General features: G+C 33.7%; 21 protein-coding genes, 1 tRNA gene and 1 pseudogene. 10 read left to right on the top strand and 13 right to left on the bottom strand.

The genetic code is table 11. The annotated features are described in order from the left end of the window. Positions 1-9: 9 nt before the first annotated feature. From sufD to ACFIMG_RS01915, 7 genes and pseudogenes are all read left to right on the top strand, one after another. On the top strand, positions 10-1,272 hold the full coding sequence (gene sufD, locus ACFIMG_RS01945) for a Fe-S cluster assembly protein SufD (protein WP_375679098.1): 1,263 nt from the start codon (positions 10-12) through the stop codon (positions 1,270-1,272). A gap of 10 nt (positions 1,273-1,282) precedes the next feature. Continuing rightward, the gene (locus tag ACFIMG_RS01940; protein WP_273791254.1) at positions 1,283-2,527 is read left to right on the top strand and encodes a cysteine desulfurase; all 1,245 of its coding nucleotides are present in this window, start codon (positions 1,283-1,285) and stop codon (positions 2,525-2,527) included. Then, a complete protein-coding gene (locus ACFIMG_RS01935) occupies positions 2,520-2,921 on the top strand; it encodes an SUF system Fe-S cluster assembly protein (protein WP_273791253.1) in 402 nt (133 codons plus the stop codon). Before ACFIMG_RS01940 ends, ACFIMG_RS01935 begins: the two co-directional genes overlap by 8 nt. An 83-nt stretch (positions 2,922-3,004) precedes the next feature. Beyond that, positions 3,005-3,754, top strand: a complete 750-nt coding sequence (locus ACFIMG_RS01930) for a site-specific DNA-methyltransferase (RefSeq protein ID WP_375679097.1) — start codon at positions 3,005-3,007, stop codon at positions 3,752-3,754. After that, the gene (locus ACFIMG_RS01925; RefSeq protein ID WP_375679096.1) at positions 3,751-4,644 is read left to right on the top strand and encodes a DNA methyltransferase; all 894 of its coding nucleotides are present in this window, start codon (positions 3,751-3,753) and stop codon (positions 4,642-4,644) included. Before ACFIMG_RS01930 ends, ACFIMG_RS01925 begins: the two co-directional genes overlap by 4 nt. A gap of 22 nt (positions 4,645-4,666) precedes the next feature. Then, a pseudogene (locus tag ACFIMG_RS01920) lies at positions 4,667-7,420 on the top strand (DEAD/DEAH box helicase). 377 nt (positions 7,421-7,797) lie between these two features. Next, positions 7,798-8,736, top strand: a complete 939-nt coding sequence (locus tag ACFIMG_RS01915; RefSeq protein WP_375679095.1) for a COG2958 family protein — start codon at positions 7,798-7,800, stop codon at positions 8,734-8,736. 644 nt (positions 8,737-9,380) lie between these two features. On the opposite strand, the gene sodC is transcribed toward ACFIMG_RS01915, so the two are convergent. The 4 genes from sodC to ACFIMG_RS01895 form a co-directional block, all read right to left on the bottom strand. Next, positions 9,381-9,908 (bottom strand): superoxide dismutase [Cu-Zn] SodC, encoded by a 528-nt coding sequence (sodC, locus tag ACFIMG_RS01910; protein ID WP_375679094.1) that lies wholly within the window; start codon positions 9,906-9,908, stop codon positions 9,381-9,383. 453 nt (positions 9,909-10,361) lie between these two features. Continuing rightward, entirely contained in the window at positions 10,362-10,670 is a 309-nt protein-coding gene (locus tag ACFIMG_RS01905) for a hypothetical protein (protein ID WP_375679093.1), read from the bottom strand. Continuing rightward, complete coding sequence (locus ACFIMG_RS01900) at positions 10,663-11,007, bottom strand: hypothetical protein (RefSeq protein WP_375611907.1); 345 nt, start codon at positions 11,005-11,007, stop codon at positions 10,663-10,665. The genes ACFIMG_RS01905 and ACFIMG_RS01900 overlap by 8 nt, the downstream gene beginning before the upstream one ends. A gap of 504 nt (positions 11,008-11,511) precedes the next feature. Beyond that, the gene (locus tag ACFIMG_RS01895) at positions 11,512-12,738 is read right to left on the bottom strand and encodes a UbiH/UbiF family hydroxylase (RefSeq protein ID WP_375679092.1); all 1,227 of its coding nucleotides are present in this window, start codon (positions 12,736-12,738) and stop codon (positions 11,512-11,514) included. A 184-nt stretch (positions 12,739-12,922) separates the two neighbouring features. On the opposite strand from ACFIMG_RS01895, the gene pcsA reads away from it, so the two are divergent. From pcsA to ACFIMG_RS01880, 3 genes are read left to right on the top strand one after another with little or no spacing between them, the layout of a single operon-like run. Then, the gene (gene pcsA, locus ACFIMG_RS01890; protein ID WP_375679091.1) at positions 12,923-13,735 is read left to right on the top strand and encodes a phosphatidylcholine synthase; all 813 of its coding nucleotides are present in this window, start codon (positions 12,923-12,925) and stop codon (positions 13,733-13,735) included. 25 nt (positions 13,736-13,760) lie between these two features. Continuing rightward, positions 13,761-14,807 carry an enoyl-CoA hydratase/isomerase family protein gene (locus ACFIMG_RS01885; protein WP_375679090.1) on the top strand — a complete coding sequence of 349 codons (1,047 nt, stop codon included), beginning with the start codon at positions 13,761-13,763 and terminating at the stop codon, positions 14,805-14,807. Continuing rightward, the gene (locus ACFIMG_RS01880) at positions 14,804-15,217 is read left to right on the top strand and encodes a DUF6163 family protein (protein WP_375611911.1); all 414 of its coding nucleotides are present in this window, start codon (positions 14,804-14,806) and stop codon (positions 15,215-15,217) included. Before ACFIMG_RS01885 ends, ACFIMG_RS01880 begins: the two co-directional genes overlap by 4 nt. Positions 15,218-15,535: 318 nt before the next feature. Here ACFIMG_RS01880 and ACFIMG_RS01875 read toward each other — a convergent pair whose 3' ends face one another. The 9 genes from ACFIMG_RS01875 to ACFIMG_RS01835 form a co-directional block, all read right to left on the bottom strand. Next, on the bottom strand, positions 15,536-15,895 hold the full coding sequence (locus ACFIMG_RS01875) for a hypothetical protein (protein WP_273791051.1): 360 nt from the start codon (positions 15,893-15,895) through the stop codon (positions 15,536-15,538). 109 nt (positions 15,896-16,004) lie between these two features. After that, a complete protein-coding gene (locus tag ACFIMG_RS01870; RefSeq protein WP_375611912.1) occupies positions 16,005-16,814 on the bottom strand; it encodes an MBL fold metallo-hydrolase in 810 nt (269 codons plus the stop codon). A gap of 10 nt (positions 16,815-16,824) precedes the next feature. Beyond that, positions 16,825-17,598, bottom strand: a complete 774-nt coding sequence (locus ACFIMG_RS01865; protein WP_375679089.1) for a TatD family hydrolase — start codon at positions 17,596-17,598, stop codon at positions 16,825-16,827. Beyond that, positions 17,588-19,147 (bottom strand): methionine--tRNA ligase, encoded by a 1,560-nt coding sequence (gene metG / locus ACFIMG_RS01860; protein ID WP_375679088.1) that lies wholly within the window; start codon positions 19,145-19,147, stop codon positions 17,588-17,590. Before metG ends, ACFIMG_RS01865 begins: the two co-directional genes overlap by 11 nt. 77 nt (positions 19,148-19,224) lie before the next feature. Beyond that, positions 19,225-20,268, bottom strand: a complete 1,044-nt coding sequence (locus tag ACFIMG_RS01855; protein WP_375679087.1) for a DNA polymerase III subunit delta' — start codon at positions 20,266-20,268, stop codon at positions 19,225-19,227. Further along, positions 20,265-20,909 (bottom strand): dTMP kinase, encoded by a 645-nt coding sequence (gene tmk / locus ACFIMG_RS01850; RefSeq protein WP_375613423.1) that lies wholly within the window; start codon positions 20,907-20,909, stop codon positions 20,265-20,267. The genes ACFIMG_RS01855 and tmk overlap by 4 nt, the downstream gene beginning before the upstream one ends. A gap of 28 nt (positions 20,910-20,937) precedes the next feature. Then, positions 20,938-22,101 (bottom strand): D-alanyl-D-alanine carboxypeptidase family protein, encoded by a 1,164-nt coding sequence (locus ACFIMG_RS01845; RefSeq protein ID WP_375679086.1) that lies wholly within the window; start codon positions 22,099-22,101, stop codon positions 20,938-20,940. A 1,089-nt stretch (positions 22,102-23,190) separates the two neighbouring features. Then, positions 23,191-24,090 (bottom strand): septal ring lytic transglycosylase RlpA family protein, encoded by a 900-nt coding sequence (locus ACFIMG_RS01840; protein WP_375679085.1) that lies wholly within the window; start codon positions 24,088-24,090, stop codon positions 23,191-23,193. 539 nt (positions 24,091-24,629) lie between these two features. Next, positions 24,630-24,705 (bottom strand) — tRNA-Lys (locus tag ACFIMG_RS01835). Between the last annotated feature and the right edge of the window lie 716 nt (positions 24,706-25,421).

Raw genomic sequence — 25,421 nt, 5'->3', positions numbered from 1 at the left:
TTATTAAATATGAATGCACAGCAAAACTTGTTAGCGGTTGAAGAAAATATACTCAGTAATTTCAATCAGTATGTAAACCACTTACCTGGTGATAAAGCTGTACAGGAAATCCGCAAGAAAACTATTGAGCAGTTTCAAATGACACGGCTTCCTTCCCGTAAAATCGAAAGTTGGCATTATACCAATCTGCGTACCTTACTGAAGTCTATTAGCAATTTTTCAAAAGTTCAAGACAATCAATTGGTTGATGCATTGCTTTCAGAAAGTGCTGTTTTCTCCATAAACAATGGAAAAACATCGATAGAGTCAAAGGTAGACAACATTGCAGTAAAACGCCTTTCAGACGCATTAGAAGATAATTCTGTACAGATAAATCAAAACATTTCTGATGAAGATTTTATTGGACAGTTAAATACAGCTTTTGTTACAGATGGTTGGCTTTTTCACATCCCTGAAAATACAAAGTTAAATATCCCCATTGAATTACAAAATATACAAATGGGGGGACAATCTCATATTTTTTCGGATATGAAAGTTGATAAAAATAGTCAAGTTATGTTTATTGAACATCAGGTTGGCAATGATAAAGATACCTTTGTCAGTTCAATATTTTCATTAAATGTTGCTGCTGATAGTGATGTTACGTGGATTCTCATTCGCAATCGTGATTTTAATTCTACACAATTTGGTCGATTTTGTGCTGTTCTTGATCAAAGAGCGAAGTTATCACTTTATGTCATTAATATAGGGAGTCAATTAAATCGCCAAGAAATCGATATTGAATTACAGGGAGAAGAATCTGATTTTCAATTACGCGTCATAAATTTATTATCAGGACAAACACATAGTGATCTTACAATGACTGTTCGTCACGTGGAAGAAAAATCAACATCAACCGAAATTATACGCAATGTGGTTACAGATAAGGCTGTTGGTGTTTTCCAAGGAATAATACGTGTTTCTCAAAAAGCGCAAAAAACAGATGCACGCATGGCTTGTAATAGCCTTATTCTTTCAGATGATGCAGAATTTAATGCAAAGCCTGAACTGGAGATTTTTGCTGATGATGTTGCGTGCGGTCATGGTGCAACAGTTGCTAATATTAATCATGATTATCTTTTTTATCTTATGGCGCGTGGTATCCCATTTAAAACGGCTCGTGCACTTTTGATTAAAGGATTTATCTCTGAGCTCATTGATGACATCAAGCAGGATAAGATTCAAATCGTTTTGGAGAATATCATTAGTAAATGGCTTGAAAAAAATGTTTAAGGTAGAAAAAATGGAAAATAACGTACAAACATTTACTTATAATGTCGAAGAAATTCGGCGTGATTTTCCTATTTTGCACCATCAAGTTTATGGAAAGCGATTAGCATATCTTGATAGTAGTGCTTCTGCCCAAAAACCAATGTCAGTACTCAATGCAATGAATAATTATTATCACTATAGTTATGCTAATGTGCATAGGGGAATGTATTTTTTAGCCAATATAGCAACACAATCCTATGAAAATTCTCGTGAAACCGTTCGTGTTTTTCTAAATGCTCAAAAAGCTGAAGAAATTGTTTTTACGAAAAATGCAACAGAAGCTATTAATACTGTTGCTTATGGTTGGGCGATGCCAAAACTCAAAGAAGGTGATGAGATTGTTCTAACGATCATGGAACATCATTCAAATATTATTCCTTGGCATTTTCTCCGTGAACAAAAAGGTGTTAAACTTATTTTTGTTCCTGTCGATGAAAATGGTGTTCTGCACATTGAAGATTTCCAAAAGGCTTTAAGCGAAAAAACGCGGCTTGTTGCTATAACGCATATGTCCAATATATTAGGAACTGTGCCTCCTGTTAAAGAGATTATTAAACTAGCACATCAAAATTCTATTCCGGTTCTTGTTGATGGTTCTCAAGGAGCAGTACATTTAACCGTTGATGTGCAAGATCTCGATTGTGATTGGTATGTCTTTACAGGTCATAAGCTTTATGGTCCCACTGGTATTGGTGTTTTGTATGGTAAAGAAGATAGATTAGAAGAAATGCGTCCTTTTCAAGGGGGAGGGGAAATGATCGAGGAGGTAACAACCGATAAGGTGTTTTATAATGCTCCTCCTTACCGTTTTGAAGCAGGTACCCCTCCTATCGTTGAAGCTATTGGATTAACTGCGGCGATTGATTATATACAAGAGAAAGGTCGTAGCACGATTCATGCCCATGAGAGGTCCCTTTTAGCTTATGCGCAGGAAAAACTTAAAATGGTTGAGTCATTGCGTATTTATGGTCATTCTCCCAATAAAGGAGCTATTATATCATTTACAATTGAAGGAATTCACGCCCATGATATCGCTATGTTTATTGATAGAAAAGGGGTTGCAATACGTGCGGGAACTCATTGTGCACAGCCTTTATTACAGCGCTTTGGTCTAACATCTATTTGCCGCGCATCGTTAGCCATGTATAACACTAAAGAAGATATAGATCAATTGGTAGAAGCATTGCAAGAAACAAGGACATTTTTTAATGGCTGAATTAATTGAAGAGCGTCATTCTACAGAATCTGTTGAAACTGTAAGTGAAAATAAAAAATCTTACATATCAGCAATTCCAGCAGATGAAATTGATCGTATGACGAATGATATTATTGCTGCTCTTAAAACAGTTTATGACCCAGAGATTCCTGCTGATATTTATGAGCTAGGACTGATTTATCGTATTGATATTGAAGATGATCGTTCAGTAAAAATTGAAATGACTCTTACAGCACCGGGATGCCCTGTTGCTGGTGAAATGCCGGGGTGGGTAGAAAATGCAGTCAGTGCAGTTGAAGGGGTTTCGTATGTTGAAGTCACTATGACTTTTGATCCACCATGGACACCTGATTGTATGTCAGAAGAAGCTCAAATTGCTGTCGGATGGTACTAAAAGTATTGTTAAGAGACTCTAATTTAGCCATTCATGAATAAGCTGTTTACTTTTCACAAGCGTTTGAATTTAAGGACGATCGCATGAGTTATAATAAACAAAAATTAGAACTTAACTGGATTGGAAAAGAAAAACGCCCAAAACTAGAGCCTCGTATCTTATTAGAGGATCTTGAAAAATCTTATCACGCTTCGCATCAAATATCATCCCAAGATATTTTTGATAATAAACTTATTTTTGGTGACAATTTGCTCGCACTCAAAGCGCTTGAACAAGAATATATGGGGAAGATAAAATGTATCTATATCGATCCGCCTTATAATACAGGCAATGCCTTTGAACATTATGAAGATGGTTTAGAGCATTCCATATGGCTCAGCCTTATGAGAGACAGGCTAGAATTGTTACATCATTTACTGGCGGATGATAGAAGTATCTGGATATCAATTGATGATGATGAACAAGCCTATCTTAAAGTGATGATGGATGAAATTTTTGGTCGCCAAAATTTCATCAACAATATTATTTGGCAAAAGAAATATGCTCCACAAAATGATACAAAATGGCTTTCCGATAACCATGATTTTATCATGGTTTATGCCAAAGATAAAACGATTTGGCGCCCTCAATTGCTTCCTCGTTCAAACAATATGGATGCGCGCTATAAAAATCCTGATAATGATCCTCGCGGTCCTTGGAAATCTGGAGATTTATCCGTAAAAAGAGTAACACCTAAGGATATTTATGAAATCATCACACCTTCTGGACGCAAGGTAATGCCTCCTAATGGTAGAAGTTGGGCTATGAATAAAAAAAATTCTTTGAATTATTGAACGATAATCGTATTTGGTTTGGTCCAACAGGAAGTAATGTTCCTTCTATGAAACGTTTTTTATCAGAAGTAAAAAATGGTATGGTTTCAATGACGATTTGGCTCTATACAGAAGTGGGACACAACCAAGATGCCAAAAGAGAAGTCAAAGTTTTTAATTCTGATAATGTCTTTACAACTCCCAAACCTGAGCGGTTAATGGAACGCATCATTCAACTTGCCACTAATCCTGGTGATCTTGTTTTAGATTCTTTTGCGGGTTCCGGCACAACCGGTGCTGTTGCTCATAAAATGGGAAGAAAGTGGATTATGATTGAACTTGGTGAACATTGTCACACCCACATTATCCCTCGTTTAAAACAAGTCATTGATGGAACTGATCAAGGGGGAATTTCCAAAAGTGTCAATTGGCAAGGTGGCGGTGGATTTCGTTATTATAGTCTTGCACCTTCTCTGTTGCAAAAAGATCCATGGGGACAATGGATTATTAGTCGCGAATATAATGCTGCGATGCTTTCAGAAGCAATGTGCAAACATATGGGATTTACCTATGCACCTGATGAAAATCATTATTGGATGCAAGGGTACTCAACCGAAACAGATTATATTTATGTCACAACAAGCGCTATGACCCATGAACAACTCCGTATAATGAGTGAAGAGGTAGGCTCTCATCGCACGTTGCTGATTTGTGGTACAGCCTTTGATACAAAATCAGCATCCTTTGAAAATCTGACACTCACTAAAATCCCCCGTGCAGTGTTAGAAAAATGCGAATGGGGAAGGGACGATTATAGTTTAAATGTAGCCAATCTTGAACCAGTGATTGTGGTAAAAGAAAACAACAAAAATAAAGATATTGCGCAAGCAGAATTAGATTTATTTGAATAGTATATAAAAAGCGGAGTTTTTCATGAACACTATTGAAAAAAGGATTTCTGCTCGCTTATCGTTACGTGATCCTCAACGTGAATCTTTAAATATTTTGGTAAAAATCTTAGAAAATATAGAGCTTTCTAAAAATGCTGATTTGGTTGCAGAGTTAGAAGTGATAAAAAATCTTTATCCTTCTGTACAAGATTTTGAACGAAACTTTCCCTCTTTTTGTTTTGCCTTAGCAACGGGTGTTGGAAAAACGCGACTTATGGGGGCTTTTATTAGCTATCTTTATTTAACAGGTCGCAGTCGCCATTTTTTTGTTTTAGCGCCAAATTTGACTATTTATGAAAAGTTAAAACAGGATTTTAGTCCCCAAAGTCCGAAGTATGTTTTCAGTGGAATGAGTGAATTTATTGCCAATAGACCCGTTATTATTACAGGTGAAGATTATGAAAGTGGTAAAGGTATTCGCGTTGATGAACACCATTTTGAAGGACAAAAGCGTTTGTTTGAGAATAGAGATACGGCCTTTATCAATATTTTTAATATTTCTAAAATTAATACAACAGATAATAAAAAAGGCGCACTAAAATCTAGTATTCCGCGAATTAAACGCTTACAAGAAACGATTGGTGAAAGTTATTTTGATTATCTCGCAAATCTTCCTGATTTAGTTTTGTTAATGGATGAAGCACATCGTTATCGAGCTTCTGCTGGTGCGGCAGCAATTAATGAGTTAAAACCTGTTTTAGGAATAGAGCTTACAGCGACACCAAAAACAATAGGTGCAAAACCTGTAGATTTTAAAATGTTGTCTATAGTTATTCACTTGCAGAGGCTATGAGGGATGGTTTTGTAAAAGAGCCTGCTGTTGCTACACGTAAAGATTTTCAACCTCAAAATTATACATCTGAACAATTAGAACATATCAAATTACAAGATGCAATTCATGCCCATGAAAACGTGAAAGCAGATTTAATTGTCTATGCAAAAGATTATAACAAAAAGTTCGTTAAGCCTTTTATTTTAGTTGTCGCTCAAGATACAAATCATGCACAGAAATTGCGTGATTTATTGGAATCAGATGATTTTTTTGCAGGAGCTTATAAGGGAAAAGTTATAGAGATTCATACAAAACAGTCGAATATAGAAGAAGATCAAAATATTCAAAAGCTGATTGCAATTGAAGATTCTCATAACCCAACAGAAATTGTTATTCACGTTAATAAATTAAAGGAGGGGTGGGATGTTACGAATCTCTATACTATTGTACCGTTGCGTGCATCGGCTTCAGAAATTTTAACAGAGCAAACAATTGGGCGTGGATTGCGTTTGGCTTATGGGTATAGAACAGGCGTGGAAGCTATTGATCGTTTAACAATTATTGCGCATGATCGTTTTCAAGATATTATTGATCGTGCAAACGATCCAAACTCAATTATAAAAAAGCATATTGAGATTGGAACAGGAGGGAATATCCCCTTTGAAAAGACCGATATAGTGACAGTTCCAAGTCAAGTAGAAGCTTTATTGATGCAAACGATGGTAACACGTAATTCCGATATAAATGGAGCATCTTCTGATTTACAAAGTATCATATTACGTAATACAGATTCCCCTACATTAACACCTGAAGAGCAAGATATTGTAGCGATCGCGTGGGATCTTATCAAAGAGAATGATAAATTGTCAAGTTCTCAAATGCTTTGTTCTACACAGATACAAGAAAAAATTGCTAATAAAGTTATGAATATTAAGCCTTCATCACAAAAGTCTCTTGTATCAAAAGTGGTGACAATTCTGACAAAACAATTAACAGAACTGATAATAGATATTCCAAATATTATACTCATACCTTCGCGTGATGTTATTTATGGTTTTTATGATTTTGATTTAAAAAATCTAGAAAGCTTAAATTTTCAACCTGTTAGTAAAGAACTTTTAATTCGAGAATTGCGTACCCATAAAAGCATTTTTCTTACTTCTAAGAATGAATATGTAAAAGAGCCTTATCTTGAAAACTACATCATTCGTGGTTTGATTGATAATGACTTTGTCGATTATGATAACCATACGCTCTTATTACGAAAATTAGCTAGTCAGATAGTAGAACATTTCCGATCTTATTTACCCAATGATACAGCTGTTGAGAACGTCTTAATTCACTATCAGCACAAGCTTACTAGTTTTATTGTTGCGCAATTAAGAGAACATCAATGGGAAACGCAAAAAGATTATGCGGTTAAAGTTACACGAGGTTTTACAACTTTATCACCTATCCATTATGTGTTACCGCAAGGGACGTCTCCTCTTGATTTTCGTAATATTCCTGCCATTAAAAGTGATATTAAAAAACTTGTATTCAGCGGCTTTAGTAAATGCTGTTATCCTTTACAAAAGTTTGATTCAGTAGAAGGGGAATTACGATTTGCTCAAATATTAGAGGATGATGCACAAGTCTTGAAATGGATAAAACCCGCTCGAGGTTTTTTCAGAATAGAATATGATAAAGGATCAATCTATGAACCGGACTTTGTTGTAGAAACGAAGGATGCCAAATATCTTTGTGAGCCTAAAAAAGCCTCTGAAATGCAAAATCCTATTGTTTTAAAAAAGAGAGAAGCTGGCAGTTCAATGGTGTTGTTATGCAACGCGCTATGCGGCGACTTATGGCGATAAAAAATGGTATTATGTTCTTATTCCCCATGATGCTATTAAAGCAAATAGTAGTTTTGAAGGTTTGTGTGCAGAGTTTACCATTTCAGAATCTATACTTGAGAGCTCGTAACTTTTTGCTTCAAAAATAAAACACATAAGTTTTTTTAATTGACGGGTGTGAGGTTCAATCAAATGTTTGAATAATTATTTTTAACTTTTTTCTAACGACGTTAAAATAAAAAGAAAAATGTATAGAAAAGTTATACAAGATTATGCTTTTGTATGGGGATTTGTAGCACATTTACAATTTTTTATAAAAGTACAATCTTATTTTCGTTATGTGAAAAGATCTTTGAGTTATAGTCATAAATTAAAAAAATATTTTGATTTTATTGAGTAATTTGATAAATGTTCTTTTTTTTAAAAACTTAAACAGTTTATTGTTCTTTCATTTAAAACGCCTGAATATAATGAAATACCCAGAGGATAAAAGGGGGAGTTTTTCATATGACTTTAAATTTAACAAACACTGTTTTTAATTTTTTAAAGAAAAACCCGACAAAAAAGTTTACAGCTCGAGAAATTGCTCAATGGATATTTGAAAATTACCCAGAGAAATGCCGCCAAAAACAAAAGCATTCAACGGCGATAATCAATCCCCTTAATAGTGATACAGTTCTTATTCAGCAAATTGTTGCTGAAATAGGATCGCAGCGCCCTCAATTACAAAAGCGTTATTCAGAAATTAAAACCACTGAAGGACGACCGCGACAATATTATTTTACTAAACAAACAGATAGTGCTGAAATTGACGCAATAGAGGACAATGCAAAGAGTAGAACAGAAGGTAGCTCTGTTAAAGAGCATGATCTTTATCCGTTATTATCTAAATTTTTATGGTCAGAGCTTGCAGTTTATAGCAAGCGCATTAATGAGAAATGTTCTCGTAATAAACATGGTGCAGGCGGAAATAAATGGCTTTATCCAGATCTCGTAGGGATGCAAGATTTAAGCAAGGAATGGAATCGTGAAATCAAAGACTGTGTTTTGCAATATTTTGATAAAAAGACAAAGCTTTGGTCTTTTGAAGTAAAAATTCTCATCAATCGTTCAAATTTACGAAAAGCATTTTTTCAAACAGTTAGTAATTCTTCATGGGCTAATTTGAGTTATTTAGTAGCTAGTGAAATTGAAGGAGTTGATACATTAAAAGAGCTTCGGATGCTTTCAAGTTTGCATGGAATTGGATTTATAAGACTTAATAAGGAAAACTCTTCCGAGAGTGAGATCTTAATTCCTGCCAAAGAACGTAGTGATATTGATTGGGATACTGCTAATAGATTAGTGGAGGAAAACAAAGATTTTCTTGATTATATTAAGCTCATTCGTCAATTTTATCAAACTGGTGAGATGCGTCCTCTAGATTGGGATCATATGTATCTATGAGGGGTATTTTTAAAAAGACTCTATTGTTTAAAAGCCTTTTTTCAGAATGATGAAAAATTACTCTAACTATTTTATTTGTCTTATTATATTGGTATAATATGTTGATTTACTAATGATAATTAGTCTTTAAACTTAAATGAGGGGAATGAATATCCTAGTATTCAATCCTTTTAAACCATCTCATATTGATATTGTATCAATTAAAATTTTTCTCACGTACCTCATGAGTAGGGTTGAGTAGGGGAAGAGTAAAAATTCTGTTTTAAGCCTGTTCTATTTTGTGCATTGAGCGTGATTCCATTAGATACTAGACTTAATGATTATAATTTATTATAAATTTGCTATTATAGAGGGTGAAATTCGACTTTTTTGCTTTGTTTACATCAAGCATGGAAAATATTACTTCCTCATATTGAAGTCTTCTTACGGAGAATTTACACTACTATTTCTTTAATTTCCATTGCTGTTCGTTTTGATGATTACTAAGCTTTTTGTTATCCGAAGTAAACATTCAAAAAAACATTAATTTTATAAAATATTCACATAGTTTACTCAATTTCTTGAAATAGATTTAAAAAATAAATTTCTCTCACACCTTATGGTAAAGGAAGTGTGTACTGTCGCAGTCTGCCACAATACTCTCTTTATTTTTCAATAATACCGCACGCTAAACGTGAACCACCTCCGCCAAGCGGTAATGGTTTATCTGATTGATTATCAGCCCCTAAATGAATGACTAAAGAGCGCCCTTTAATTTCAGAGATTTTTTTTAATCGTGGAGCAAGAACGCTCATTATGGCATATCCCTTCTTATCAACATAAAGTGCTGGTAAATCACCAAGATGACCATTGACATTATAAGGTCCTAAATGTTTTCCGGTATGTTCCGGATCATAATGTCCACCTGCGCTTCCACCAATTATACCATCTTTTTTATCACATGAAGGATTTACATGTACATGAAAACCATGTATTCCTTCTGATAAAGTAGATAAATTAGGGATGAAAATCAAACCGTGTATGTTTTCTTCAATTTTAATGCTACCAATAGCCTTTTTGGAATTGTTATCTTCTAATTTATAAATATTTACTTGTTTTGATAGTGCTAATGCAGAATTTTTATGAATTAAAAATGCCATAAAAAACAATAATGATAATAATATTTTTTTCATGAAATACCTTTATACTTATCTTTAAATAGATTATTATCTATAAATAATAATCTATACTAATTATATGTTATATAAGTGTCTTAAATTGAACTTTAAAAAAAATAATTTACATAGAAATATTAGTTTTTATAAAGAGCAAATAAAATAAAGTATGTTTATATATATTTCTGAACATAACTTTTATTTTTTGATCTATAAAAAATACAGCTTTTATGGATGGATAATTATATCTCACTTACATTTCTTCAAGAGATGTGTTTAAAAAATCTACTTTTTGAGGTATTATAAGAAATTAAATAAGGAATTTTAGTAAGTTAGCTATTATTTCATTTATAATATGATGATCGTTTCATCAAAAAAAGAACATATAATTTGTTGATGATTTAATTGTTTTTCGTAGAAAAAATGACGAGAAATTTCTATTCATTATGAAATTTATAAGAGAAAAAATTATTATGATTCATATAAATTTCCCAATAAAATACAGCATATACCGACACTCCCTCCCATTCCTGATCCTATCAGTGCTCCTATTATTATTCCGGCAGAAAGTGCTACTCCTATACCCATTGCGATAACTGGACCAAATCCTGGAAGAGCAATATAACCATAAGCTGCAAGAGTTGCCGCGATAGCTCCTGATATGCTACCATTTAAACCGCCAATGAAAGCAAATTCTTTAATAGAATGGCAGCACTCTTTTAATTTTTTTTTCTTACAGCTGTGAAAAGAAACGTTGCTGTAAGTTTTTAAATCAATCATATTCTTTTCTTTCATTTTGAATGCTAACTGTTCCTGAATAGTCAACGGATACGAAAAAATGGGACTTTTTAAATTTTACTAAAGCACGCCAGATACCATTGTCATCTAAGCGCAATCGTTTAATATTCTCAAAACCATTTTGCATAAGACAATTTTTAACTTGTGAAGCAGTAAATGAGTTCTGACCTATTTTAGTGACCTTTTGAGTAGAGCTATAGGTAAAGGTTTGACAATAAGGAAGGTGAAAAACTTCACTTATTGAAGTCGTGACTATCAACGAGACACATGCAATCATTATAAAAAAAGTACTTAATTTCAAAAAATTATTTAGTGTCATCTTGTTACCATTTGTTGAAACAACACTTCATTAACCTCTGTGTTACTAACAGGTTCCAAAGATGATTTTATTTTTAATATTATACTTAACAATAAAAATTTTTAAAAATATATTGATTAAATAAAACTGTTTTTTTTATTATCTATTTTCTTATTAAAATTAATTTTATAAAATAACTTTTTCAAAACGGTATTATTTTTCATTTTATTTATAGTTCTAAATTTAACAGTTATGATTTAGCAAGATATCTTTATAATTTAATTTGTAGTCTATAATTCAGTTTTCTCTTATTTCATATCAACATACTAAATAATATAATAATTTTTAATAAAAAATAATTTACAGTTATATTAATTAAACATGTTATTATTATAAATATAATTAATTATTTTAATATAATTTGTTACTTCTTAGAAAGAACAAAAATATTTTTTTACATCAGTAATAGATATGATTCAAAATACAATTTATTATTTTTTATCTTACGTTATTATTCATTATTGCTTAGTAGAGCTGTTTTGATGATTTTGTTGGAAATATTTGCATAATTTCCTTGAATCCATAACCGGGATACATTCCTTCGCGCATAAATAAATTACGTAATGGTGGGAAACTATGCAACAAACCAAGCCCAATGCTTCGTATGATATGAACAGGCAACATATGAGAAAGTAGAGCAGAGTTCAGTGTATGAACAGCTCCACTTCGGATTAATATATCTGGTTTTCGGCATTTGTTATAATGTGCAACAATCATTTCAGAGTTAGAATTGGATATTTTATCCGGTAAAATATCAATTAAAGTTTGGACATCACGGAATCCTAAATTCAATCCCTGTGCCCCAATAGGGGGAAAAACATGAGCGGTTTCACCCACTAAAATTGTTCGATTAGCAGCAAAATGATGAGAAAGAAGTCCGAAAAGCGGCCATGCTTGAATTGATGTTTCTAAGCTTAGCTTTCCAAGCATTGATTGCATTTGGTTTTCGATCATTTTTGCAATTGTTTTTGGTTCTATATTTAATAATTCCTCAGCGCGGGAAGGATGAACAACCCATACAAGACTAGATCTTCGTCCTGGTAGTGGAACCTGTGTAAATGGACCGTGTTCTGTATGAAATTCAGTTGATGTATTTTGATGAGAAAACTCATGAGAAAAGTTGAGAACAAGTGCTTTTTGGGGATAATTCCACTGTTTGACACTTATCCCTGCTGCGGCACGTGTAAGAGAGTGACGTCCATCAGCTGCAACAACAAGTGGTGCTTGAATAATTCTATGATCAGCAAGAGTAATGCATACATGGTTTTTTGTGTGATGAACAGATTTGGCTGCAGAAACAAATCTTGTAATATTGGGCGTATGTGTAACAGCGTCGACTAAAGCACTGTTCAATTTTACATTAGGTATATTATAGCCAAAAGCTTTTTCGCCAATTTCAGTAGAAGAAAAATGCACCGTAGGAGCATGCACAATTCTAGAAGTTATATCTATAATTCTCATGGACGATAAAGCAGCTGCATGTTTTTGAAGATTATCCCAAATATTGAGTTTTTGAAGCATGCGTATTGCAGGCATCATAAGAGCCGTTGTCCGTAACTCATCTGTATGAGCAGGGGGCCCAACAAGAAAAACAGAAAGCCCCTTCTGTGCAAGACTCAGCGCGGCTAACATTCCGACAGGACCTGCACCAATAACAGCAATATCTTTATGCTCTTCCTTTTCAAATATCACAACGATTTGAACCTTTATTCATTGAGAAAATATTTTAACATTTCCAAATGATCTCTCTCTTTTTATTATATGAAGCTCTTCTATTATTATAGTATGTAATAAATAATGCGATATAAAAAAGTAACCTTTTTATGATTTTTTAAATGCTGAGTTATATCATCGTTAAAAAATGGCGTATTGATAGATGGTTGAAGACTTTAAAAACGAGGATAAGAAAACCTTGAAACGTAAATTAACAAAGAAAATCAAAACAAATGCTAAATTATTACGCCATAAAAAAGTAACAATGCCACAAGCAAAGGCCTTTTCCGTTCATTTACTAACAGCTTCGGGATCATTTTTAGCGTTTCTTTCTCTTATATCAGCCTCTCAAAAAGAATGGACAGCTATGTTCTGTTGGCTTGGGCTTGCTCTTCTCGTTGATGGTATAGATGGACCAATTGCACGCAAACTTGATGTTAAGTACGTTCTTCCAACATGGTCTGGAGAGCTGTTAGATAATATTATTGATTACGTGACTTATGTCTTAATTCCTGCCTTTGCACTCTATCAAAGTGGTTTCATGGGGGTAGGGTTATCATTTTCATTGAGTGCAATTATTGTTATTTCATCTGCTATTTATTATGCAGATACTAGTATGAAAACCAAAGAAAACTTTTTTAAAGGATTTCCTGTTGTTTGGAATATGATGATTTTTACGCTTTTTGTCGTCAGACCAGGAGAGTGGATTACTTTTATCATTATTGTTTTATCGGCGATTATATCTTTTTTGCCAATTTATTTTATTCATCCAGTAAGAGTCCTTCGTTTACGTAAAATTAATTTTCCCATTTTTCTCTTATGGTGTTTTTTTGGTGTTTCTGCCTTCTTTTATCAACTAGAGGCTCCCTATTGGGTTAAAATAGGAATTTCGGTAACAGGAATTTATATATATTGTATTGGCGCAATCATGCAAATATTTCCTAAACTTGGGGCAAAAAGTATAAAAAAACAATGAATAATTGTTTTAAGAAGGGTGTGAGATGCAAATTAATTTTGGAGCAGATGATGATATTTCTTTTACGAAAGAAGGGTGTGCTGGTATTATAAAGCTCACACGTCCTTCAGCATTAAACGCTCTTAATCAACGAATGGTTTCAGCTTTAAAAAAAGCTCTCAGAACATGGGAAACAGATGATAATGTTTCTTGTGTCTTAATTGAAGGGGAAGGGCGTGCTTTTTGTGCTGGTGGAGATGTTGTAGAAATCTATCATATGGGGAAAAGTGCTGCTGCTTGTCAATACTTTAGAAATGAATATAGTTTAAATGCTTATATCAAACATTTTTCAAAGCCCTACATTTCTTTCTTAAACGGTATTTGGATGGGAGGAGGGGTAGGTATTTCTCTCTATGGCTCGCATCGAATTGTTACAGAAAATACAGTTTTTGCTATGCCAGAAGGTGCGATTGGATTTTTCCCAGATGTAGGTGCAAGTTTTTTCTTACCATCTCTTCCCAATCATTTTGGTATCTATCTTGCATTAACGGGCGCACGTATAAAGTGGGGAGATTGCTTAAATTTAGGATTAGCAACACACGCCGTTGCTGAAACTGAATTCGATATGATTAGAAAAGCTGTTATTGAGCAAGGAGATCCTACTTTAGCTTTAAACGAGCGAGCAATTACAAAAGACTATGAAACAAGTCATGAAATACGTTGTATTATTAACACTTGTTTTAGTGCACATACCTTAGAAGAATGTCTTGAGTTGCTACATAAAAAAAGCAATGAAGATGTTTTATTTGCTAAAGAATGTTATGATATTTTGCAGTCACGTTCTCCGACAAGTTTAAAAGTTATCTGGAAACAAATGAAACAAAATTCATCTCAAACGTTGGAAGATTGTATGAAAATTGAAAACCGCATAGCGTATCATATGATTCATTCACATGATTTTTATGAAGGTATACGTGCTATGTTAATCGATAAGGATAAAAGACCTCAATGGCAACCAGATAAACTTTCAAATGTGACAGATGAAATGGTAGATTCTTACTTCCAACCTGTTGAACAAGAGTTATTATTGTGAAAAATAATTCTCACAAACAGATTTCAAAAATCAATTTAATCTATAACTGTTACTTACGGTTTTTGGCACTTATTTGCTTAGTTCTAGGTATTTGTTATTGGATACGCCTTGTTGGTGTTTTTCCAGGTATTCTATGGCGTTTTGATCTTATGCCTTGGCAGTGGCAATTTGCATCAGCTATATTGGCTATTCTCTATCCTATTGCCTTAGTTGGACTTTGGATGTATTCACTATGGGGTATCATTGTGTGGTGTATTGCAGCATTGATTGAAGCAATAACAATATATTATTCCGATTTTATTTATCAGCCATTTGTACCATTATTTCATGGAATATTGTTTTTAGCTTTTATAGTACTACAAATTGTAATTATTTTTTTTAAAAGAGTAAAAAATAAAAAAACATTGTGATTGAAATTTTCGAGCCAGAATAACAGGCTCGATTTTCGATCTTAGCTAACTTAACTAGCTCAAGTAGCTCATTTTAAAGCTTCGTTCCTCAAAACATTGATGCTAGCTATACTTCTCCATAAAGTTCCATAATATATATTATGCGATAATATGATGCAGAAGATAAATCCTTTATCCAAAAAGAAAACCCTACTTTAAAACATCATCATAATATTTATATCATACAATTTACTTTTAAAATAAAATTTGGTCTTTAAGGTATATTCCTTAAAGACCAAAAATAGTGATAATGAAGTTACGTCGTATAAATAATAAAAATTACTGTACTATTTTACAACGTTTCATACGTGCAAGATCACTCAAAACAGCATTACGATTATTTAAAGCTGAAATTTCATTACTTTCACTGGATTTAGTATCCATAAAAAACAAAGCAGGTACAAATACAACACTTGCTGCTGCTAAAGCCACGTTCTTATTTCTTGCTTTAGAACGCTCTGCAATTGTATCATTAATCTGACGTTTATTAGCAAAAAACTCCCGTTGAATATCGGCACAACTCATTGATCCGTCATGTAATGTTGTCGTTGCAATATTTTTTTCTAAACGCCCCCCACATGCTGTTAAGGAAACTGCTAAAACCACAATACATACACCCCGCTTAAAATTCTTATACATAAAAGCCTCATTTTTGACATAAAAAAACACTAAATATGTCAAAAATGAAATAAAATAAAGGATAAATTTAAAAGTATTTTATTTAACTTAAATATTGCGCATAATAAGCTTATGCATCTGTTTCAAAAGTAAGACCTTGATATGCAGGTTTTACATAGGATGGAACGTAATTTATAACCTTATTGTAATCCAGCGATCTGTCCATATGTGTGAGTATTGCTTGTTTTGGCTTTAAATATTCTATCCACTGTAATGCTTGATCAACAGAAAAATGACTCGGATGGGATTTAAATTGAAGAGCTTCAATGATGAGAACATCCAAATCCATTAATTTGGATAAAGTTTTTTCAGGAAATTCACTAACATCCGTACAATAGGCAACATTCCCAATCCGAAAACCTAAGGAATGAATGTTTCCGTGGTGTTGTAAATGTGTATTGACGCTTATTTCTCCGCCCTGCCCCTGAATAATAAATTGGCTATCTTCATTGATAAGATGCTCTTTTAAAATGGGAGAATAAGATGAATCTTTTGGAGTTTGAAAACAATATCCGAAAGCACTTTTGAGATGCTCTAGTGTAAATCTGTCGGCATAGATATCTATTAAACATTTTTGTGCAAGTGCATAGCTGCGTAAATCATCAATACCGTGGATATGGTCTGCATGAGAATGCGTGTAAAGAGCAGCATCAAGATGGCTTACACGCGCATCGATCATTTGTGAGCGAAAATCTGGACCTGTATCAATAACGATCGTTGTTTTGCCTCCTGAAGGTTTAATACGTTCAACTAATAAAGAACTTCTGTAGCGTTTATTTTTAGGGTTATTCGGATCACATGTTCCCCAATCACCATTAGGTCTTGGCACTCCTGGAGAAGGACCACAACCTAATATTGTAAATCGGTATTGATCACACATATCTTTTGCCTTATTTCATTTTGCTAAATAAACGAAAAGCATTACGCGTTGTTATTTGAGCTGTTTCTTCAATGCTTAAGCCAATTGTTTCAGCCAAAACAGCTGCTGTATAACATACAAAAGATGGTTCATTTGTTTTGCCCCGATGGGGACTAGGTGCTAAAAATGGAGCATCTGTTTCCACTAACAAATGCTCATGGGGCACAATTTTTGCTATTTCACGGATTTCAAGTGCGTTTTTAAAAGTAAGAATACCCGAAAAAGAAATATAACCACCAAGTTCAATTCCAGCACGAGCAAGTTGCATTCCAGACGAATAACAATGAAGGATAAAGGGAAAAGCTCCTTCTTTTATCTGTTCACGTAATATTTTCTCCATATCGATATCGGCATTGCGTGAATGTATAACAAGAGGAATCTGTGTTTCTCGAGCAGCAATGATATGTTCTTGAAAAACTTTCTTTTGCTCTTCTGGTGTAGAATAATCATAATGATAATCAAGTCCCCCCTCCCCAAATGCAACAATTTTAGGGTGATTCGAAAGCTGTATAAGCTCTTTGGCTGTAATATTTTGTTCTTCATGCGCGTGATTGGGGTGTGTTCCAACGGAACAAAAGACTTGATCATAGCTTTGCGCAATGGCTAACAGTTTATCTAACTTATGAACATGGGTTGAAATTGTTATCATACGTTTAACGTCAGCATCTAAAGCCCGTTGGATAACATTATCCAAATCTTGTGAAAAGTCTTCAAAATCAAGATGACAATGTGTATCAATCAACATGATGAGTGTCTTCTTTCTTCAAGATATAACGAGGAAAAATTGGTTCTGGTGGTGGAAGATCAAGCCCTTCTTGAATTTTTGAATGACTTATATGATACAATAACCGATCATCTTCAGCAACCGCAAGGCTATCAAGAAGTTTTGTTGCTGATTGGGGTATGAAAGGCAAAAGCATAATTCCTATTCTCCGCAAGATTTCTACAGTTATATAAAGAACTGTAGAAAATCGTTCTCGATCGTTTTTACGTAAACTCCAAGGTTGTTCGTTGGCAAAATAGCGATTGGCATCTGCTACAATTGAAAAAATAGCTGAAAGTGCTAAATGCATACTATAAGAAGACATAGCTTGGTGTACAGTTTCAAGTACTTGAAGAGATTGTTCTAAAAGCTGTTTATCTTGAGCTAAAAATAAAGCTGGTTTCGGGACTTGTGCATTACAATTTTTGGCAATCATAGACAAACAGCGCTGTGCTAAATTACCAAGATCGTTAGCAAGATCAGCATTAATACGGTTCACAAGGCTTTCATGACTATAACTACCATCTTGTCCGAATGGCACTTCACGGAGAAGGAAATAACGGACCTGATCAAGACCATAATGATCAACCATTTCAAAAGGATCAACGACATTTCCAATAGATTTTGACATTTTTGCACCACGATTAAGTAAAAAACCATGTGCAAAAATATTTTTAGGCAATTCAATTCCAGCAGACATTAAAAATGCCGGCCAATAGACTGCATGAAAACGAATAATATCCTTACCAATAATATGCGTATTTGCAGGCCAAAAATCACGTTTTTTTGAATTTTCATTGAAAAAACCTATTGCTGATAGATAATTTGTAAGCGCATCAACCCAGACATACATCACGTGCTTTGGATTCTCAGGAACAGAAATTCCCCAGTTAAAACTTGCGCGTGAAATAGAGATATCTTTTAAACCTGATTTGATAAAACTTATAATTTCATTACGCCGCTCAAATGGAGCAATAAAATCAGGATGTTTTTCATAATATTCAAGAAGAGCCTTTTCATAATGAGAAAGTCTAAAAAAATAACTTTCTTCTTCATTCCATTCAACTGGAGAGCCTAATTCTTTCTCACGACGGATGTTGTCTGCTCCAATTTCCGTATCTTTTTCTTCATAATAGGCTTCTTGGCGAACCGAATACCACCCCGTATAACGACCGAGATAAATATCGCCATTTGCTTCCATCTTTTTCCAAATTTCTTGACAAGCTTGATAATGGCGTTCTTCTGTCGTACGGATAAAATCATCGTTAGAACAATTTAATACTGCAAGCATTTTTTGAAACACCGCACTATTACGATCTGCAAGTTTCTGAGGTGTCATGCTTAATGCAGCTGCGGTTTGTTGCATCTTGAGACCATGCTCATCTGTACCAGAAAGAAAAAATACATTTTTTCCGTTTAACCGTTGAAAGCGGGCTAAAACATCGCTTGCAATGGCACTATAAGCATGTCCAATATGTGGAGCACCATTAGGATAAAAAATGGGAGTTGTTATGTAATATGTGTCACGCATGTCATACTCGTTGTAAAACGCTATAAAATAGAAGATATAATGACATAACGCTTGTTCATCGCATTGTCACGGAAAAACTAATTCTCATGAATGATCTTATGAACTTTAAAAAGTAAGTTAATAACAAACTGCTTTTTATCGAGATTAAACAGTTGTATTTCCTCTATTTCTTGATGAATCTCCTGCCATTTTTCCGCATATTTTTTTGAGAGAAATAAGTCTCCCTTTTCAACGAGCATGATAGCTTTTTTTTGAATTTTATTAAGAATTTCATCACAAAATTGTTGAAATTGGAATGTAGAAGAAGCAGATGAAAATGTTTGTGCAAGAGTATGTACAATTGTTGCGTTACAAACAGGTTTCTCTAGGAGAGCATCAATTGTTTTAATAATTTCAAGACCGCTATGGCAAATAAGTAAAGCGGCTTTTCGAGGGCTTCCTTTAGATTTTTTAATAATCATTTCAATTGTTTTTTCATCAGGTAAATCCTGATCGGCGAAAATATGTATAATAACTTTTTTCATTTCATCGTTATTCAACGGACGAAAAGAAATTTTTTGACACCGTGAATGGATTGTTGGAAGCAATTTTCCTGAAGAATGTGCGATAATAACAAATAACGTTTTTGTAGGTGGTTCTTCAAGTATTTTGAGAATTGCATTTGCTGCATTTCTATTCATATCATCTGCAGAATCAATAATAACAATACGCCATCCATTATCTTGCGATGTTCGACTTAAAAAATGCATAATATCACGGATATCATCAACGAGTATTCCTGTTTTAAACTTTTGCGTTTTCACATCAAATCGACGTGAAATATACAAAAGACCAGGGTGACTTCCTTGTGTAATTTGGCGCCATGGGGTAGAATAAGGATCGGGTTTGAAGAAAGAACTCTGTTGAAAACTTAAAATGTTCCAAGCAAGATGAAAGGCTAATGTAGCCTTTCCAATCCCGTATTCTCCTTCAAATAATAATGCATGATGCAAACGCTCTTCTTTAAGCATTTGTGTCAAAAAATGACGCACATCCTCATGACCAAAGATAACATTGTTCTGGGATGGTGATAAAATTGTATCAATATCATCATATTGGCGTAAGGTATTTAAATTACTCATGAAAGCTGATCCAACAATACCTGATGACAAATATTTTTTATTTGATGAGCAATAGCTTCCACTGAGCCAGTGGCATCAATGACTCGAAATCTATGGGGTTCTTGTTTGGCCAATTGAAGAAAAGCCTGACGTCTTTGTTCTTGAATTTCCAACTGATCTTTTTCAAAATAATCAATTTCTTCTGTTTTTTTTCTTCGTAAATTTGCACGCTTCATACCACACATTGCTGGCATATCTAATAAAAATGTTAAATGAGGCAAAATACCATTGAGCGCAATACACTCTAAAACAGAAAGAAGAGAAGAACTGACTCTATTATTGAGTCCTTGATAAACGCGTGTAGAATCAATAAAGCGGTCACATAAAACGATTTTACCTTTTTGCAAAGAAGGTGCAATAACTTCATGAAAATGGTCAGCGCGTGCAGCTGTAAACAAAACAGCTTCAATCAACGGTCCATACTGTTGCGTCTGCCCCGACAACAAAATATGCCGGATTGCTTCTGCTCCTGGCGTTCCTCCTGGTTCTCGTGTTGTAACAACATCATAACCTTGGTGAGAGAGAGACTCAGCAAGTAAAGAAATCTGCACCGTTTTTCCTACCCCCTCCCCTCCTTCGAATGTAATAAAATAACCTGACACGTATGACCTTAACCTTATTAGCGCGTAACTACAAATATTTCCGTAACCATCCAATTGTTATTTCATAGAATGCATTTTTTACTTTTGCAAAGAAACTTCCTTCCTGAATATTCATTCCGGCAAAAACTGGTTTTTCCAGAAGAACCTTTTTATCTTCTAAAATTTGAATAACACCAACTGATTGCCCAGAAACGATGGGGGCTTTCAATGGACCATGATATTTAATTTTTGCTTTAACATTTACTTTTTTTTCATTCGAAAGCATAAAACTTATTGGTGTTTTAACAATGAGTGGAACAAAATTTTTCTTACCACCGTAAACAGAAGCACGACCAACCGTTTCTTCTTTTGTGAAAATTGTTTTGAGATCAAATGCCGTCATCCCCCATTGAAGAATGCGTTCTATTTCTTTTGTATATTTTTTACCATCTTGCAAACCATTGATTGCTAAAAAAAGACGTCGATGATTTTTAGAAATGGTGGCAACCATTGAAAAACCTTCTTTTTCACTGTAGCCAAAACCAAATCCTTCTACACCAATTTCCTTAGAAATAAGAGGGTTTTTATTACGTTGAAAAATATTATTCCATGTAAAATGAGGCTCACAATAAAGTGCATAATAATCCGGATATTCCTGAACAATATGACGTGCTAATATAATCATATCACGCACAGTTACAAATTGTCCCTCTTCGGGTAGCCCTGTAGCATTAACAAAATGACTCTGAGATAATCCGATTATTTTTGCGCGCTGATTCATCAGTTTTACAAAATGATCTTCATGTCCTGATATTCCTTCAGCAAGAATAATAGCAGCATCATTTCCATTCACAATAATTAAACCACGTAAAAGATCAGAAACACTGATTTCTGTCTTTATCTTTGCAAACATAGTGGTTGTACCGGAAGGTGTTCCACCTTTGCGCCAAGCATTTTCACTGACCTTGAATTTTTGCGTACTTTTTAATAATCCTTTTTTTAATTGATGAAATACAACTTCTGCTGTCATCAATTTTACTAATGAAGCAGGAAAAAAAGGAGTATCACTTTGTTTTTCATAAAGTATTGTCTCTGTATCATCATCGAGTAATAACAGTTGTGATGCGGGAGTTTGAAAATCTTGTGCTCTCCCCCACGTATCAAATGCCAATACTCCCCATAATATCAATAAGATCCTTAATGCTGTATACATAGCTGCTCCTCCCATCCCAAAGATCAACATAAAGAATCTTATATAGGAAAAAACTTTTTGATTTCTGAAAATTGAGGAATTATTTACAACTCATAAAAAGATTTTATTTTCATTTAGCTTTAGAAAAAATAATATGACACGTTTTTTATCTTCCATGTAGGTTCAATTTAACATTTTAAATGTATGAGAGACAAAAGATTTTTTCCTATTTTTATTGATAGTATTTTGATTTGTTATGATAAATTATCATTTTAAAATTGAAGCTAACTCAAAATACTGTAAGATTCTCTCATCCCCTCTTCTCATATTGAATTCATTAAAAATCGCTTACTTACGGGTCATAAGTAGGGTTCGTATATGGATAAAAATTATTAAAAAAGAGAGTAAAAATACTTCTTATAAACCTCTCAAGTGTTAAGAATTATCGCACAAAACATTGGGGACTTGCAAAATGTATGATGGTGTCGATTTATATCTTCATAAGAGTAAAGATGCTGATGTCTAAAGGCGTTAACAGTTATACCATTCACAGGCGCTGTCGTAAAATAGGCTTGTAGCGTGTTAAAGTATGTCTCTTTTAAATAAGTCCATGAATTGGCAATGTAAGTGTATTTTGTTTGAGACGCTCTGTTTTTCGTGAGGGAACTTACTCCATTAAAGAACATGATAAACAAAAGCATGAGATAATGCATAATCTTTTCATAAGATATTACCGTAGATACTTTAGAAAGATGCAAGGCCGAATCAAAAGAAAATATTTTTTTACTTGTTAAAGCTTTTTATTCCTCTCAAATCGATTGTACAAGTTGTTTTAGAGATTACACAAACAGACTGACACAATAATTTACCTTCGTCTAGCAAAAGCTATTACAGCAAGAAAAGTACACGCTTTATTAAGCAAGCAATATCATAAAACGACGAATAGACCAGCAATGGAGTGGAAAGGCAGTACTGAATTTATAATAATAGAACCCAACCACGCTTTTTGAAAAGGACAAAGCGCTTTAAATAAAAATCCTACACTAAATCCGTAATTTCTTACCTTTTTTACTAGAAAATTATATAGATAAAAAATCAATGCATTTTTTCTTAAAACAGTTGTAGCCAATTAACCTTTGTTTTTTTGTTTAGCTTATTTATAGAAGCAACTTGATCGAATGGTATCGGCTTATCAACCATGATAGGACCAATTTCTGGCAATTTAACTGCAACAGTTTTATTACGTTGTTCTTGTTCAACAGCAGCTGCTTTAGCTAATTCTTTTTTGTTCCTTGTATTGCGCTGCTCTTTTAACAAAACAGTTTCTCTTTTTTTCGCAACATTTTCCGACGCTAATGAATATGGGGCAGCATTTCCAGGAGTATAAGAGGACATTAAATATGCAGCATCATAATAGCCAATAGGTGCTTCAGCAATATATTCTACTTTAACATCTGCGACCCCCCTATCTACATACCCCAATATTGCCGCAGCTTGCCTTGATAAATCAATGATTCTGTCTTTCATAAAAGGTCCGCGATCATTCACTCTAACAACGATTGAAGACCCATTTTTCAAATTAGTAACACGAGCATAGCTAGGTAAAGGCATTGTAGGATGAGCAGCAGTCAAAAGATTCATGTCATAAATTTCACCGTTGGCAGTTAAACGTCCATGAAAATCTGAACCATACCATGATGCTTCGCCAACACGTTTATAAGTTGGATCACTTTGAGGATAATACCACTTTCCTTTTATTTGATAAGGTTTACCAACAATCGCTCGTCCACGCTTTTTTTCTTCCGATTGATTCTTCTTATTGGATACTTGTTGAGGTAGTACAGAAGTGTTTACGTTAATTGGTTTATTATGATAGGAATCTTTTATTGAAAAATTCATAGTTTGGCTTGCGCAACAAGATACCAGTAACTGAGAAATGACGATCATAGAAAACAATTGAAGTGTTGGTTTAATCATAAAAGTAATTTTCTTTTTTCTATTTGAAGGCATCTATTCAGTCCACTTATTTCTGTTAAGTACTACTTGTAAAAACCACGTCACGCTTTTTGTACGCAACGGAAGAATTTACGTTTTTAAATGATTCCCCTCGCGCATATACCACTCTTGAATTGGCCCCTTCTATCAAGAAATTAACGTATTGTTAACCTTTTTATGGTTTTCATACAAAATAAATGTACTATAGTAGATGTTAAAAAGATTAAAATTTAAACAAATCAACATCTTATAGAAAATTCATTTCATAATATAAGTGTGAATAAGTGGTGATTTTAGCAACTGTTTTGCGAATCATGTAATGCAGTGGGTATTAAAAAACCACCTATGGATTGAGAAAATTAGAAACCGCATGTGCTGCCAACGCAGGTACAACCCTATCCGTAAGTTTGTTGAAAATGGAGACAGCATAGCACCGCTCTATTCCAAAACAGCTGATAGAAAATGACAGACTATAGAATCAATAAAAACTTCAAAAAGAATCAAAACAAAAAAGATTCTTAAATTTTTTATAGCCTATTGATATTACTTAAATTTGGTGAGCGCGCAGGGATTCGAACCCTGGACCTACTGATTAAAAGTCAGTTGCTCTACCAGCTGAGCTACGCGCTCTCACACAAGCTATCTAGTTTGCAGAAAGTGAAGGGAACATACGGTTGACTTTCCATTTGGTCAACACCTTTTGGAAAAAAATATTATTATTTTCTTCAGTTATCAATAATTTTCCGTTTTCGCCCCTTTACTTCATCATTGTATAAGTACTCTTTAATCTTCTTTTTGAAGTTTCAATAAAGGAAAAATTTCACTGCAAAATATTGCATAGATTCGAAGCGTTAAAATTATGAGAAATACCCCCTTCCCCTCACATGGGTTGTTGAGCATAATGGGTAGAGAAGAAAAAATACCTTTTATTATAATATTATTTTTATATCTTTATATTTTAGTGTTCAATTTTCAAATATGAATACAGCTTTATAAGATAATATATTGATTTATAATAATTTATTATTTTTTACTTGAGTGAAAATTCTCAAATACTGTAAGTTTTTCTCATTTCAAATCTTTTTTATATTGAAACAATAAAAAGCATTTTCTTGACCGATATAAGCGAGAGAATAAAACTATAAAAAAGAAATGAAAATACCTTTTATGCCTCCTTTCAACAACCAAAAATATCGCAACATTAGGGTTCATGAAAATAGTATATAGCGGTTGACACGTTAGACTTGAAAATGGAACAATGAGCAACAATGGCTTTGAGAGTATGATTTTTATTCATGTATAATGAATATATAACGAAAGCCAATTTATCCTATAGAATCAAGTGG

Origin of the sequence: Bartonella sp. AP11XZML (assembly GCF_042196445.1) — a bacterium.
Lineage (GTDB): Bacteria > Pseudomonadota > Alphaproteobacteria > Rhizobiales > Rhizobiaceae > Bartonella.
This window is presented reverse-complemented; position numbering and strand designations above follow the sequence as displayed.